Genomic DNA, 14247 nt, shown 5'->3' with positions numbered 1-14247 from the left:
TGGAAAGCGTAACCCTCGTCTTAGGGCTGACGTATAGCCAATGACCACGATCCGCGAGGCAAACTGGCCATGTGCCCCTGCTGGCGGCTGCCTGACGCGATCGGTCCGGGGCATGCCAGACGGCCCCGGCAGTAGGTTTCGCCCCGCCCTGCTGGCATCATGCGTGGGTCGCCCCTCCCCCTTCGGCTGCACTCATGTCTTCTGGCACCAACGTCGCCCGGATTGCGCTCGCGGTCGGCGCGCTATTGATTGCCATGGTTTCGTATCAATGTGGCGCGTCACTGGCCAAGCACCTGTTTCCACAGGTGGGTGCGCAGGGGGCCACGGCTTATCGCCTTGGCCTTAGCGCACTTTTGCTGTTGCTGTGGCGGCGGCCGTGGCGCCGCCTGGGCACACCCCGCGACTGGCGTGTGCTGTGGGGCTATGGGCTGTCGATGGGCGCGATGAACCTGGTGTTCTACATGTCGCTGCGCACTATCCCGCTGGGCATTGCAGTGGCACTGGAATTCACTGGACCACTGGCGCTGGCGATGTTCAGCTCTCGCCGGCTGATCGATTTCATCTGGATTGCGCTGGTGATAGCGGGCCTTGCCTTGTTGCTGCCACTGCGAGGCCAGATGCAGGCGCTTGATCCGGTTGGCGTGATGTATGCACTCGCGGCCGGCGTGGGCTGGGCGCTGTACATCGTGCTTGGCAAGAAAGCGGGTGCGGCCTACGGCGCGGATGCGGTGACGCTGGGCACCTCAATTGGTGCTCTGCTGGCGATTCCCTTTGGCGTCGTGCATGCGGGCAGCGCTTTGTTGTCGCCCGCGCTGCTGCCCTACGCGCTTGGCGTGGCGATACTCAGCTCTGCCCTGCCCTATTCGCTGGAAATGGTGGCGCTGACCCGGTTGCCGGCGCGCACCTTCAGCACCTTGTTGAGCCTGGAGCCGGCGGTGGCAGCCATGGCCGGCGTGGCCTTGCTGGGCGAACGACTGAGCACCCTGCAATGGTTGGCCATCGTCGCGATCATCGTGGCATCGGCGGGCACGGCGTTGAGCGTGCAGCGCCCCTCCATAACCGAGCCACTGCCAAACTAGCGTTTGGTTTCTACCTCAGGCGGCAATGCCAGCTCGCTATCGATCTCTTCGCCGATAGCCCGCGCGAATTTTTCGATGATCTGCACCATGGCCGGATCGATAGTGCGCGGCTGGGGATCGAGCGCACACAGCGTGCCGAAGAACTGACCCGTCTTTCGGTAGACCGGCACGGAGATATAGCTTTCGAATCCGTACAACGCTGGTGTGCGGTGCCGAGAGAACACGGGATGGCTGCTCGCGTTGTTGAACATCACCGGCCGTCCGTGCTGACGAATTTCGTTGCAGATGGTGGTTTCCAGCGCGAGATCCTGCCCCGCCTGCAGACCGAAATCGATCGCATCGTAAACCGCACATGCCGTCCAGCGCGTGTCGGAAACCCTGGCGACGGCGGCAAGCCGCATGCCGGTCTCCCGTGCGACCGCCTCAAGCATGGTCGCGACGTTAGGCATGCGCGCAATGAGGTCGAGATCGCGTTGCGCCGAGGCGTTCTCCGCCACCGACCGCTCGGAGGTATCTTCTGCGGCCACCCGATCCATGACACGACGCTGCAGGCCGACACGCGACACGCGATTCACAAAGGTGCGCACGTCGGAGGTCAGATTGCGCAAGGTGCCCGCAGGCCCGGCCATGACCAGGCACTGCGCATCCATCTGCACATCCGCCAGCTGGTGCTGCTGCTTGAAGTGTCGAACTTCGGAGCAAAACGCTTCGATCCAGTAATGATCGGGCCGCACGCTGAGAAAGGCGACCATGACGGGCTCGTCGCCGTCGCGTCCATTGGCCGAAGGCGACGGCATGTCGAAGCCCATGACCGAGGGCGGCCAAGCGTAGTCAGGTGATGGGTTCTGCGCAGGCATCGTCCCGGTGCTCCTCTTGCACCTTACGAGCCCGCAGTATGCGCGAAATCAGCGCTCGCCATAGGCCGCCGCGCTGGAATCGCCTACTGGGCCGTCAAAGTGTTGCAGCCCGCAACGGCTCGGCAATGCCCAGCGTACGGCAGACGTTGACGCAGCCAGCCCAGCCACTGGCGTCGAGCGCATCGGCCACTAGCTGGCGCGCCGCCTGCTCCGGCCTCGGCGGCAGCTGTTGCCACGATTGCAACACGGTATCGACGGCAATCCGGTCCACCCGTGGCACGAAGGGCAGGCCGCCAATGACATTCACTGCGCTGCCGGTGGCGCTGCGCGGCGCCCACATCGAGGGCCACCGGTTGCCAAACAGCACAACCAGGGGGCAACCCACCGCGGCGGCGAGGTGGGCGGGCCCGGTGTCCACCGATACCATGCTGTGCGCCACCTGCATCAAGGGCCGCAGCAATCCGAGCGGTAAGCCACGGGACGGTGCGACCACCTGGGCGTGCCCCGTCGCCGCGGCGATGGTGGACAGGTAAGGCGCTTCGGCCACGGAGCCGCACAGCAGCACGCTGGCGTTGGGAATCCGGCTGACGATGGCACGGGCCAGCGCTGCCCAGTGCTCCACGGGCCACGACTTGTCATCGTCTTCGGCACGGCGCACGCCATTCCAGCGCATCGTGCGTTTGTTGCCCGGTTGCAGCAGCACCAGCGGCCGACCTGCCAGCCCTTGCTCGGCCAACCAGGCTTGTGCGTCGCGCTGTTCGGCCTGGGTCGGCTCCAGCCGTGGCGATGCCGACAAGCCCGCCGCGCCCGGCACCTGATAGAAAGCTGCCGGCGTCTCGTCGGCAAAGCGCATCAACCAATCCGCCCAATGTTCTTCTGGGCGCAGCGGCGTGTCTTCGATGAAAACGCAATGCTGGGGAGCAATGCCCGCCAGCGCCAACATGGGACGTACCTTGGTGCGGGTGCGCACGTCCGGCTCGCAGATATAGAACGGCGAGCCCTGCAATGAACGCAGCGACAGCGCAACGCGCAAGCGCTGTGGATTGAGCCACAGCGGGCCGGACTTGCTGTCGAAGTGCCTGACGTCGAGCACGTCATCGCATGCCTGGTACAGCACACTGGAACATTCACCCAGCGACACCAGGTGACAGGCGCCGCCATAGCGACGCCGCAGCTTATGCAACAACGGCTGCAGAAGGATGGTGTCGCCCAAACGTCCGAAACGAATGACGACAGGATGGATGGAAGCGCGCTGATTCATGCACGAGGCAAACGGTGTCGGAACAGGCCCGATCCTGCAGATGGTCCACCCCCTGGCGGATCGACCTGCAAGCGGATGCCATCTTTCACTATTCACGTCGAAATGAGTTGCGGCGTGGCCGCAAGTTGCCGCGAGGCGGTCTTGCGGCTCAAGAACGCGAAAAATCGCGCTACGCGCTACGAGCAGAATGACGAGTTTTGGCCCTGCGGCAGGTTGTTAGCCACTCCAGGCCAAAACCTGAACGCGCTCGCTCAGCGCGTCACGTCCTGATCGCCCGGCGTCACGCCGGTGGGCTGCTGGCGCTGGCTCTCCGACTCTGGCTCGGCGTCCGCCTGGTACAGCAGATTCAGATCGGCGAGTGCTTCGCGCGTGGTCTGCACGATGCGCGCATCGTCGTCGTAGACGAGGTACTGGCGCTTAAGCAGTTCAGCGTCCTGCCGGCGGAAGCGCTCCACCCGATCAGCCGCCAGCTCAGCGGACAGGCCGAGCGCCTCCAGGGTCTGCCGGGTCATCTTGAGGCTGGAATACAGCGTTTCGCGGATCGGCATTTCCACGCCCAGATCCATCAAACGCCAAACATGCTGACGATTGCGGGCACGGGCGATGATCTTCATGGTGGGATACAGGCGGCGCACCACGCGCGCGGTGCGTAGGCTCGCGTCCGCGTCGTCCATGGCAAGCACGAACACATCGGCCTTGTCGGCTTGCGCGGCGCGCAGCATTTCCGGCCTGGCCGGGTCGCCGTAGAAGAGTTCGCTCCAGGTGCCGAAGCGCTGCACCAGATCGATCTGTTCCACCGAATGATCGAGCGCGACAAACGGAATACCTTGGGCGCGCAGCACGCGCGCCACGATCTGGCCCATGCGCCCGTAGCCGGCAATGATCACGCGCGGCGCGTCGGTCTCGATGGTGTCGTACTCGCGCTTCTTGGTGGTGGGCTTGGCGCCGAACAACCGACCAAATAGCGCGACCAGCGGTGGCGTCAACGCCATCGACAGCGTGATGGCCAACACCTGCAGGCCATGCTGCTCAACCGTGACGAGACCTTGATCGCGCGCGAGTTTCAAGACCACGAAGGCGAATTCACCACCGCAGGCCAGCAATACGGCCAGACGCATGGCGTCACGGCGATCGAGCCCACCCACGACGCGTCCCAGCGGCCACAGGACGGCGCCCTTCACCAGCAGCAGCGCGAACACCAGCGCCACGACCACCAGCGACTTGTGCAGCAGCAGGGTGATGTCCATCGACATGCCAACGCTGATGAAGAACAAACCGAGCAGCAGGCCCTTGAACGGTTCCAGATGCGATTCGAGCTCGTGCCGGTATTCCGAATCGGCGAGCAGCACGCCGGCGAGGAACGCACCGAGGGTGGCCGACACGCCAACCAATTCCATCAACCATGCCGTGCCCATCACCACCAGCAGCGCGGTGGCGGTGGACACCTCCACCGTATCGGCCTTGGCCACGAAGCGGAATATCGGACGCAACAAATAGCGGCCGCCCACCATCACCAGCACGATGGCACCCACCGTGCGTCCCACGGCGAGCAGATCAAAACCGTGCTTGCTCGATGCGGTGGCCAGCAATGGCACGGCGGCAATCAGCGGAATGGCCGCGAGGTCCTGAAACAAGAGAATGGCAAACGCCTGCCGGCCATAGGCAGAGCCGGCCTCTTTGCGCTCGGCGAGAATCTGCAGGCCAAACGCGGTGGACGACAGCGCGAGCGTGCCGCCGACGATGGCCGCCGCGTTCACGGTGAGCCCGAACCAGTAATACGCCGCAGCGCCTATCACTACGCTGGTGGCGAGCACTTGCAGCAAGCCGGTGCCAAACACCTGGCGCCGCATCACCCACAGGCGCTGGGGCGATAGCTCCAGGCCGATCACGAACAGCATCAGCACCACGCCGAACTCGGAGATGGTTGCTACACCCGAAGTGTCTGAGACCAGTCCCAGCTCCTGCGGGCCAATAATGATGCCCGCCAGCAGATAGCCCAGAACGGAGCCCAGCCGGAAGCGCTTGGTCAACGGCACCGCAATCACCGTTGCGACCAGGAATACCAGCGCTGTCTCCAGAAAATGGTGGCTATCCACTCATGCACTCCATTGGGGTAAGAGCTTGTCCAGACCAAGCCCGTCGATTATTTCACGCGCAGCACGAGTTGATATGCGTCTTTCCTCAGCGATGTGACGTGGTTTCAGTCTGCTTCGAATCACGCTGCCAACGGCAACGCCTGCCACTGCTGCGCGAGAATCATGGCCAGACGCTGCACCGCCGGCGTTGGCTCGGCTTCTGCGCGATGCAGGCACAGCGCCAGCTCACCAAGCGCCGGCAGGCTCGTTTCATGCGGCGCTAACGCATGCACGGTCGGTGGCAGGCCGAACGGCGTGCGCAGCGATACGCCCAGCCCCGCCGCCACGGCGGCCCAGATACCCGCGAGGCTCGCACTGGTAAAGGCGATGCGCCAGGGTATGTTGGCGCGATCGAGCGCAGTGATGGCGGCCGTGCGCATCAAACAAGGCGCTTCGAGCATCACCAGTGACAGCGGCTCGCCGTCATCACGCGGCCAGATGGCATCGGGGACGGCGCCGCCGATCCAGCGCATCGGCAAGGTAGCCATGCGTTCGGCGTGCGGCGTGGTCACGCCGGCTTCCCAAGCCAATGCCAGATCGAGCTGACCGGAGGAGACGCGGTCCAGCAACTCCACGTTGCGCGCAATGCGCACCTCCACCCGTACGCGCGGATGAGCCCGCGCAAACCGCCCGAGCACATCGGTAAGCAGGCTTTCACCAAAATCTTCCTGCAGCCCGAGACGCACGCGGCCTTCCAACTCGGCGCCACGCAATGCAGAGGCCGCTTCGTCATTCAGTTCCAGCAGGCGCCGGGCATAGGCCAACATGGTTTCGCCGGCTTCCGTAAGCGCCATGCCGCGTCCCGATTTGCGCAGCACCGGCGTACCGGTCTGCTCTTCCAGCTTCTTGAGCTGGGCGCTGATGGCGGAGGTTGAACGCCCGAGACGGTCGGCGGCCCGGGCGAAACTGCCCAGTTCCACACCGGTGACGAAGCTGCGCAGGACATCCAGATCGAACGTGATACGTCGCATAGATCATCCCGATTACTTGAAGGGATGCCGTGATCCATCCCAATTTTTTGTAGTGTACGACCAAAACCGGCGCCGCGCCTCAAGCGCCGGAGGTCACTCACGGTCGGCCCAGCGGCTCAGCGCTACAGCTGCGCGGCCTGCTCGCCTGAAAGGAAGTACTCGGAGTAGGCCACGCTGGCGTCCGGGTGCAGCACGAGGAACCCGATGACCGCATAGAGGGCCAGCAACAGTGCGATGAGCACGGGGTAGCACCGCCTCAGACGACCCATGATTTCACCGCCATCCAAGCCACGTACATGTAGGCAAGCCCCATCAGAAAAATCGGCACCAGCACGTATCCCAGCGGACGCCGGCTGACGACCCGGGCCAGTACCAGCAGAACCGGTGCTTGCCACCAGATGTAGCGAGGCATGGACTGCAAGCCCGTCGCCAGGGGAATGAGGGTGCAGGCCAGGGAGAAAACACCGAGCGTCAGATAGCCGGTGAACATCAGATACACCGCGATAAACAGCGCCGTCAGCGACATCAGCGCCCACACCAGACGGGTGTTGCCGTGCTGGAAACCTTCGGCCATCACGGTGAACGGGTTGCCCATGGGCGGCCGTCCCCATGCTTTCTGCACGTGCACAAAAGCCAGCGCGTCACCCGTCACCTGGTACAGGTGCAGCATGAACAGCGCCAGGCCCAGCGGAATCATCAAGCCGCCCAGCACCATCTCCATCTGCTTGTCCCGGGGAGATGACCAGAAGTACTGCGCCACGACCATGGCATAGGGCAGCGCCACCAGAATCCCCGGCACGCGGGTCGCCGAAAGCGCCGCCCCGACCAGCCCGCAGCCGAGATAGTTGCGCTCCTTGAGAAAGATGAAAAACACGCAGGTGAGCAGCAGAAACAACGGCTCGGTGTAACCGGTGTTGCCGTAAATGGCGTACGGGCTTAGCGCCACCACCATGCCTGCGCACAACGGCGGCACCTGTTCGCAGTAGCGCGCGGCGAATTCGATGAAGGCGTAAATCGAAAGCACGAAAAGCAGCTTTCCGAGCAACACCGACGCCAACGGCATCGGGAGTGCTGTGACTGTTTTCACTGCGAGCACCAACATCGGAAACAGCGGAAAGAACGCCCAGTTGGCCTGGTGCTTCGCTGTGTCCGCGTCTGCCGTATAGCCGCCCTGGGAAATACCCGCGTACCACTTGCAGTCCCAGTAGCAGGTATCCAGCGCATGGTGGTGCCGAATAACGGCAATCAGTAGCTCCACCAGCTGATGAGCGGCGAATAGACCCAACGACAGCCATAGGAAGTGCAGACGCGTCTGGCGCCTTAAGCCCCCTGATTCACCCCACATGACGATGCACCCTCAACGATCCCCCGCGGGAATCATAACGACTGAACGAAGGCCTAGGCGCACCACTTCCGTCGCGTGGACGTCGGGCACCGGCCGAAAGGGAGGCATTGTCCCGGTTTTTGGGAGTGACGGTGAAAAAATTCCCGATTTTTTGGATCGGCGGCCCGCGTTACCTTGTTGGGCATCCGCCCGCCGGACGAAAACGCCACCATGATCGCGATGCAATACAGCTTCACCCTGCCCGCCGACTACGACATGGCGATCATTCGCCAGCGCATCGCCGACAAAGGGCATTTGCTGGATCACTTCGACGGCCTGCGCCTGAAGGCGTATCTGCACGCGACGCGCGGCGAGCGCTCCAGCGAGAACCTCTACGCACCGTTTTACGTATGGCAGGACAGCGCCGCGATGCAGCGCTTTCTGGGAGGCCCCGGCTTTGCCGCCCTCACCCAGGCCTTTGGCTGGCCGGTGATCCGTTGCTGGCCAGTCTGGGATCTCCATCTCCCGCCAGAAGCACAACATGCGCGCTTTGCCTCGCGCGAGATCATCGACATCGCTCCCTACAGCGCACTCGACAAGCTGCGCAGCGACGACCACGACGCCTTGCTACGCGATGTCGAACAAGGTGTGGTGGGTGCCGTCAACGCATTCGAACCGACGCAATGGACGCGCGTGCACTTCCGGCTCTGGAACGATATGCCCGCCGCGCACACCGACGGCCAGCGGTACGAAGTCGGCCACATATCGCAACCTTAAGGAGTATCCCCATGCCCCTCGTCCGCGTCTCGCTTCGCCGCGGCAAGTCCCCTCAGCACATCGCCGCGATCCGCAACAGCATCTATCGCGCGATGATCGAATCCTTCAACGTGCCAGAGAACGACCGCTTCATCCTGGTGCACCAGCACGACGCGGAAGAATTCGATGCTGATCCGAACTATCTGGATATCGCACGCACCGACGATCTGGTGATCATCCAGATTGCCTGCAACAACACGCGCACGGTGGAGCAGAAGAAGGCGTTTTATCGGCGGACGGCCGAGCTGCTGAGCGTTGAGCCGGGCTTGCGGCCGCAGGATGTGTTTATCAATTTGCTGGAAACGGCCAAGGAAAATTGGTCGTTTGGGGATGGGATTGCGCAATATGCGTAATGCCAAAAGAGGCAAGGCTGCGCGCTGACTCGACTCTTGTTACGGCGCTAATGAAAGATGAGGCTAGATTGGCCCCTCACCCCAGCCCTCTCCCCGAAGGGGAGAGGGAGCCGAAACGCGCGACGCTTCGCCTTAAGTCCCCACCGCCATAGCGCATACGCGCCGCTTTAAGTCCTCTTCGCCTTGGCGCGTTGCGGTGTAGCAGTACCGCGTGTCGGACGATCGTGACGTTCCGGGCTTCGTCAGCGCCAAGGTTTGTATTAATCACGACGCTACGGCAGCCTCGCTCCGAAGGCCATTTTCTTTGGGTTACTTTTGACGCGAAGCTAATCCCCGTGGGACTTTGTCTCCGGGCATCCTGCCCTCCGCCCTTCGGGCCGGCTTCGCCGTTCGCACGCGCTCCTGCGCGTGCGTGGGCCAGCAAAAGAAAAGTGACTCGAGCGTCCCACGGGGACTAGCTTTGCGTCGTCGGCAGACGACATTGCCACCTTCACGGTGGTCGAAACGCCCGCCGCGTCCCACAGGGACTAGCTTCGCGTCGTAGGCGGCACGCTGGCGGGAACGCCGAACCAGAGCCAAGAACAAAGGCACTGGATGACCAGCTTCGCTGTTGTAAAGCGCTTCCCGCTCTCGCGGGGATGACGGAGAGGGGAACAAGCGTTCCCGCGAGCACCCACCCTTCACCCCAGCCCTCTCTCCGACAGGAACTACCTTCGGGTCGCCCGAAGGGGAGCGGGAGAGAAGCGCGCGCAATCCTTACTCCCCGCGCAACCAGCGCGCAGCGTCGATGGCGAAATACGTCAGTATGGCGTCAGCGCCAGCACGCTTGAACGCGGTGAGTGATTCAAGCACCACCGCTTTCTCGTCCAGCCAACCGTTCTGTGCGGCGGCCTTCAACATCGCGTACTCACCACTCACCTGATACACAAAGGTCGGCATGCCAAACGCATCCTTCACCCGACGCAACACATCGAGGTAAGGCATGCCCGGCTTCACCATCACCACATCCGCACCTTCGTGGATATCCAGCTCGATCTCGCGCAAGGCTTCGTCGCTGTTGCCCACATCCATCTGGTAGGTGTGCTTGTTGCCCTTGCCGAGATTGCCTGCGGAGCCCACCGCATCACGGAACGGGCCGTAAAACGCTGACGCATACTTGGCCGAATACGCGAGGATGCGCGTGTGGATATGGCCAGCAGCTTCCAGCGCATCGCGGATGGCGCCGATACGGCCGTCCATCATGTCGGACGGGGCCACGAAATCCATGCCCGCTTCGGCCTGCGCCAATGACATCTTGATCAGTGCTTCGATGGTCGGCTCGTTCATCACGTAGCCGTCTGCATCGATCAGGCCGTCCTGGCCGTGCGTGGTGTACGGGTCCAGTGCCACGTCGCCGATCAGGCCCAGGTCGGGATAAGCCGCCTTGAGCGCACGCGTAGCACGCTGCATCAAACCCTGAGGGTTCCACGCTTCGCGCGCGTCTTCGGTCTTCACCGTGGCGCCCGGCGAGGGGAACAGTGCGAGTGCGGGAATGCCCAGGCGCACGCATTCGCCGGCAAGCTTCAGCAGTTCGTCGATGGACACGCGATCCACACCCGGCATGGACGGCACGGGCTCGCGCTGTCCTTCACCTTCAATCACGAAGGCCACCATGATCAGGTCGCTGGGCAGCAGCGTGTTCTCACGCATCAACGCGCGGGAGAAGGCATCGCGGCGCATGCGGCGCATGCGAACGGCGGGGTAGCTCATGAGCACACTCTCAGGCAAGACATTTCACTAGTTTAGCGCTTCATGCGAAAACCGCCCGTTGGGCAGGTTGACGCGGTCGGTGAGACTGGCAAACCGCACTATCCATAAACGAACCATCTTGCGAACACCAGGTTGACACATCTCTCAGTGCAATCTGACGTTGTTTTGCCAACTCAGGAGCCCGGCCCATGAGCACGCCAGCTGTCCGCCGCCATCACTGGCCTTTGGCCGCCGAAGCCCGTTACCTGGGCCCGCACCAGGGCACCGAGCCGATCGACGTCACCGTAGTGCTGCGCCGGAAAGGCGATCGCCCTGAGGCGGCGGCGTGGCCGCATGTGCCCGCTCAGTCGCGCGAGCAATTCGGCGCGCAGTGGGGCGCTGATCCCGCGGATGCCGACAGCGTGCGCAGTTTCGCCAGTGCGCAGGGTCTTACCGAAACCGGTGCAGCACTCCATCGACGTGCGCTGCATTTTCGTGGCACGCCACAAGCGCTGGAAAAGGCCTTTGGGGTGAAACTGGGGCGCTATCAGTTCGACGACGGCGGCCCGGAGATGGTGGGTTGCCATGACGCGCCCACCCTGCCCGCCGAGCTGTCTTCCAAAGTGATTGCGGTGCTTGGCCTCGACAAGCGCCCCGTGGCACGACCTCACTTCCGTCGCGCAGCGGCCACGCCCAGCGTGACCTATACGCCGGTGCAGCTGGGCCAGCTCTATGGTTTTCCCACCAGCGTCGACGGCACCGGACAAACCGTGGCGGTGATCGAGCTGGGTGGCGGTTTCACGCAGAGCGACTTCACGCAGTACATCCAGTCACTGGGCATCAGCAAGGTACCCACGGTGAACGTGGTGTCCGTCGCCGGTGGCACCAGCCAGACCGGCACCGACGCCGATGGTGAAGTGATGCTGGACGTGGAAGTGATCGGCGCTCTGGCACCGGGTGCAAATATCGCGGTGTATTTCGCACCGAACACGGATCAGGGCTTCTACGAAGCCATCTCGCAGGCTGCGCATGACACCGCCAACCATCCGTCGGTGATCTCCATCAGTTGGGGTGGCCCGGAAGACAGCTGGAGTTCGTCCTCACTGGCGGCCATGGAATCCGCCATGGCAGATGCCGCGGCGCTTGGCGTCACAGTGACCGTGGCGTGTGGCGACAGCGGCTTCACGGATGGTGAAAGCGATGGCAAGCCGCACGTGGATTTCCCTGCTTCCAGCCCGGTGGCACTCGCGTGCGGCGGCACCAAGCTGACCGCCAATAGCGGCGCGATCACCAGCGAAACGGTATGGAACGAGTTGGCCAGCAATGAAGGTGCAACCGGCGGCGGTGTCAGCACCCAATTTCCACTGCCAACCTGGCAGCAGTCGTCCAACGTGCCCAAAGGCACCAACAACTACGTGGGACGCGGCACGCCCGATGTTGCCGGTGACGCCGACCCCACCACGGGTTACCAGGTGCTGGTGGACGGTCAGAACCAAGTGATTGGCGGCACCAGTGCCGTGGCGCCGCTATGGGCGGCGTTGATTGCGCGTTTCAACCAGCAGCTGGGGCAGAGCCTGGGCGATCCGCATCAGGCCTTCTACACCATCGGAGAGGCCGCCTTTAACGACATCACGCAAGGCAACAACGGCAAGTTCAAGGCCACCAAGGGTTGGGATGCCTGCACCGGTCTGGGCACGCCAAGGGGCCAGGACTTGCTCACCGCACTGGCCGCCATGAAGAGCGGCGCCGCGACGAGCTGACGTCACCAGAAATCAGCACGCAGGGGCATGCAACGTGCCCCTGCGTTGGACTGGGCAGGACGCCCTTACGCTTCGTCCATCACGACGTTGCGCAACTGCCCGACGCGCTCGATGCTCACCTCACAGACATCCCCGGCTTTCATGTAGACCGGCGGCTGCCGCGCATAACCCACGCCGGATGGCGTACCCATCACGATCACATCGCCTGCGTCGAGCGCCATCGCCTCGCTGATGATGGCGATGGTCTGCGCCACGCCGAAGATCATGTCGTTGGTCGAGGCACGCTGCATCACCTCGCCATTGAGTCGTGTTTCCAGCGTCAGCCCCGTGGCGCCGGGCGGCAATGCGTCTGCGGTGACCACCCATGGGCCGAAGGCGCCGGTACCGTCGAAGTTCTTGCCCACCGTCCATTGCGGCGTGCGCAGTTGGTAGTCGCGTATCGAACCGTCATTGAATACTGCGTAGCCAAACACGTGCGCCAGCGCGTCGCGTTCGGCGATATGCCGCCCACCTCGCCCCAGCACCAATGCCAGCTCGCCTTCGTAATCGAACTTGTCGGAGACGCGTGGGCGCACCAGCGGCTGCCCATGCCCGATCAGGCTTGATGCAAATCGTGCAAACAGCGTGGGATACGTTGGCGGTTGAAAATCGAACTCACGTGCGTGATCGCGATAATTGAGCCCAAGGCAAATGATCTTGCCGGGATGCGCACTGGGCGGCAGGTAGGTGATCGATGCAAGATCGATCGCTTCCCCTGCAAGCAGATCGGCCACGACCTTCGCCTGCTGCGCTGACGTCATGCGTGCCAGCGCCGAGATGTCACCGGGAAATAACGCCTCACCCTCGAACCTCGCGCGGAAGCCGCTCCCCGTGTCGACCGCTATACCCAGGCGCTCGCCCTGCTGGAAACGCACGAATCGCATATCGATTCTCCGGAAGACCTGGTGATGACCGGCACGACGCCTCTTCGATACCTGCCGCAGCTTACTACGTCCTCTCACACATACCGGCCTGAGGACCGGCGCAGTGGGTAGGTACTTCAATCCACGCACGAAACCATGGCATCGTAGATAGAAGGGGGCCACGCCCGAAGGCATATCCAGCCACACGCGACAGCGTGTGAAGAAAGTGCGTGCGCGACAGATGGTGTCTGTTGCGAGCTTACGGCGAAGGAGCGTGTATTGGGCACTGATTTTTCGGCGTATCGACAGCTGGCCATGGGCAGCCATCACCTTGCGTACCGCACGATGGGCAGCGAATCCGGCGCGCCGGTGATGTTGATCCATGCGCTCGCTAGCCAGTCCGGAAGCTGGGAGGCCACGGCAAAGGCCCTCGCGGCCAAGGGCTTTCGTGTAATTGCACCGGACCTTCGTGGCCATGGGTGCAGCGCACGCACGCCGTCGTATGCACTTTCGGCATTCGAGCAGGATCTTATCGAGTTGCTTGAAGCACTCGGCCTGCACGACGTCGGTCTGGTGGGCCATTCACTGGGTGGGCATCTCGCACTACGGCTTGCCCTGCGCCGTCCTGAGCGCATTCGTAAATTGGTGATCGAAGCCGCTCCGGTGCCACCGCGCGATGCGGCCGAAGCCGCTGCCATGGCCGCCGCACGTCCCGGCCCTGCGTGGCGGCGTTCCCTGCGAGCACTTGGCGCCGGCCGGTTCTTGCGCCTGATGTTGCTGAGGCAGTTCGACCTGCGCGCCGGACTCGCCGTGCCACGCGAACTGGCCACGCCCATGCCGGCCTGGTGGGACGGCCTGGCCACCCTCTCATCGCCCTGCCTGCTGCTGGCTGGCCGTGACGATGGCGCCATCACGCAACGGCTCCCACTACTGGCAAGCCACTTGCCCAATGCAACCGCACACCACGTCGGCATCGGGCATCGGCTGCACCTTGAACACACGGAGGCGTTCCTGGCGGCGGCCATGCCTTTCCTGTCCGCATCAACCCTTTAATCCGGCAG

At 63.3% G+C, this 14247-nt stretch carries 12 protein-coding genes; 5 read left to right on the top strand and 7 right to left on the bottom strand.

All coding sequences use genetic code 11. The annotated features are described in order from the left end of the window. The first annotated feature begins 194 nt into the window (after positions 1–194). Positions 195–1079: an EamA family transporter gene (locus tag AC0GUR_RS20625; protein ID WP_472879396.1), complete on the top strand. Its 885-nt coding sequence runs from the start codon at positions 195–197 to the stop codon at positions 1077–1079. On the opposite strand, the gene AC0GUR_RS20620 is transcribed toward AC0GUR_RS20625, so the two are convergent. The 5 genes from AC0GUR_RS20620 to AC0GUR_RS20600 all read right to left on the bottom strand — a co-directional run bounded on the left by AC0GUR_RS20620 (position 1076) and on the right by AC0GUR_RS20600 (position 7648). Next, entirely contained in the window at positions 1076–1936 is an 861-nt protein-coding gene (locus AC0GUR_RS20620; protein WP_472879395.1) for a GAF domain-containing protein, read from the bottom strand. The genes AC0GUR_RS20625 and AC0GUR_RS20620 overlap by 4 nt on opposite strands. A gap of 94 nt (positions 1937–2030) precedes the next feature. Next, a complete protein-coding gene (locus AC0GUR_RS20615) occupies positions 2031–3197 on the bottom strand; it encodes a glycosyltransferase family 9 protein (protein ID WP_472879394.1) in 1167 nt (388 codons plus the stop codon). Positions 3198–3448: 251 nt separating this feature from the next. Next, positions 3449–5293, bottom strand: a complete 1845-nt coding sequence (locus AC0GUR_RS20610; protein WP_472879393.1) for a monovalent cation:proton antiporter-2 (CPA2) family protein — start codon at positions 5291–5293, stop codon at positions 3449–3451. A 119-nt stretch (positions 5294–5412) separates the two neighbouring features. Further along, positions 5413–6303 carry a LysR substrate-binding domain-containing protein gene (locus AC0GUR_RS20605; protein ID WP_472879392.1) on the bottom strand — a complete coding sequence of 297 codons (891 nt, stop codon included), beginning with the start codon at positions 6301–6303 and terminating at the stop codon, positions 5413–5415. A gap of 256 nt (positions 6304–6559) precedes the next feature. Further along, positions 6560–7648, bottom strand: coding sequence for a hypothetical protein (locus AC0GUR_RS20600; protein ID WP_472879391.1), 1089 nt, complete (start codon positions 7646–7648; stop codon positions 6560–6562). A gap of 210 nt (positions 7649–7858) precedes the next feature. Here AC0GUR_RS20600 and AC0GUR_RS20595 point away from each other — a divergent pair, with 210 nt between their 5' ends. Further along, positions 7859–8404, top strand: a complete 546-nt coding sequence (locus AC0GUR_RS20595) for a DUF4865 family protein (protein ID WP_472879390.1) — start codon at positions 7859–7861, stop codon at positions 8402–8404. 11 nt (positions 8405–8415) lie between these two features. Then, the gene (locus AC0GUR_RS20590; protein ID WP_472879389.1) at positions 8416–8796 is read left to right on the top strand and encodes a tautomerase family protein; all 381 of its coding nucleotides are present in this window, start codon (positions 8416–8418) and stop codon (positions 8794–8796) included. Positions 8797–9552: 756 nt separating this feature from the next. Here the strand turns inward: AC0GUR_RS20590 and hemB are convergent. After that, entirely contained in the window at positions 9553–10545 is a 993-nt protein-coding gene (gene hemB, locus AC0GUR_RS20585) for a porphobilinogen synthase (RefSeq protein ID WP_472879388.1), read from the bottom strand. Positions 10546–10733: 188 nt separating this feature from the next. Between hemB and AC0GUR_RS20580 the strand changes: the two genes are divergently transcribed. Next, positions 10734–12284, top strand: a complete 1551-nt coding sequence (locus AC0GUR_RS20580; RefSeq protein ID WP_472879387.1) for a S53 family peptidase — start codon at positions 10734–10736, stop codon at positions 12282–12284. A 65-nt stretch (positions 12285–12349) separates the two neighbouring features. Here AC0GUR_RS20580 and AC0GUR_RS20575 read toward each other — a convergent pair whose 3' ends face one another. Beyond that, the gene (locus AC0GUR_RS20575) at positions 12350–13207 is read right to left on the bottom strand and encodes a fumarylacetoacetate hydrolase family protein (RefSeq protein WP_472879386.1); all 858 of its coding nucleotides are present in this window, start codon (positions 13205–13207) and stop codon (positions 12350–12352) included. Positions 13208–13465: 258 nt separating this feature from the next. Here AC0GUR_RS20575 and AC0GUR_RS20570 point away from each other — a divergent pair, with 258 nt between their 5' ends. Further along, complete coding sequence (locus AC0GUR_RS20570) at positions 13466–14239, top strand: alpha/beta fold hydrolase (protein WP_472879385.1); 774 nt, start codon at positions 13466–13468, stop codon at positions 14237–14239. Positions 14240–14247: the final 8 nt, after the last annotated feature.

The organism is Dyella sp. PARNA 12/25, assembly GCF_055702865.1.
Note: the sequence above shows the minus strand (reverse complement) of the source record. Positions and strands in the feature narration are given on the sequence as shown.

Excerpts from the sequence above, each read along its gene's own strand:
- AC0GUR_RS20575 (WP_472879386.1), bottom strand. The coding sequence starts at position 13,207 with ATGCGATTCGTGCGTTTCCAGCAGGGCGAGCGCCTGGGTATAGCGGTC.
- AC0GUR_RS20595 (WP_472879390.1), top strand. The coding sequence starts at position 7,859 with ATGATCGCGATGCAATACAGCTTCACCCTGCCCGCCGACTACGACATG.
- AC0GUR_RS20625 (WP_472879396.1), top strand. The coding sequence starts at position 195 with ATGTCTTCTGGCACCAACGTCGCCCGGATTGCGCTCGCGGTCGGCGCG.
- AC0GUR_RS20590 (WP_472879389.1), top strand. The coding sequence starts at position 8,416 with ATGCCCCTCGTCCGCGTCTCGCTTCGCCGCGGCAAGTCCCCTCAGCAC.
- AC0GUR_RS20600 (WP_472879391.1), bottom strand. The coding sequence starts at position 7,648 with ATGTGGGGTGAATCAGGGGGCTTAAGGCGCCAGACGCGTCTGCACTTC.
- AC0GUR_RS20605 (WP_472879392.1), bottom strand. The coding sequence starts at position 6,303 with ATGCGACGTATCACGTTCGATCTGGATGTCCTGCGCAGCTTCGTCACC.
- AC0GUR_RS20580 (WP_472879387.1), top strand. The coding sequence starts at position 10,734 with ATGAGCACGCCAGCTGTCCGCCGCCATCACTGGCCTTTGGCCGCCGAA.
- AC0GUR_RS20620 (WP_472879395.1), bottom strand. The coding sequence starts at position 1,936 with ATGCCTGCGCAGAACCCATCACCTGACTACGCTTGGCCGCCCTCGGTC.
- AC0GUR_RS20615 (WP_472879394.1), bottom strand. The coding sequence starts at position 3,197 with ATGAATCAGCGCGCTTCCATCCATCCTGTCGTCATTCGTTTCGGACGT.
- hemB (WP_472879388.1), bottom strand. The coding sequence starts at position 10,545 with ATGAGCTACCCCGCCGTTCGCATGCGCCGCATGCGCCGCGATGCCTTC.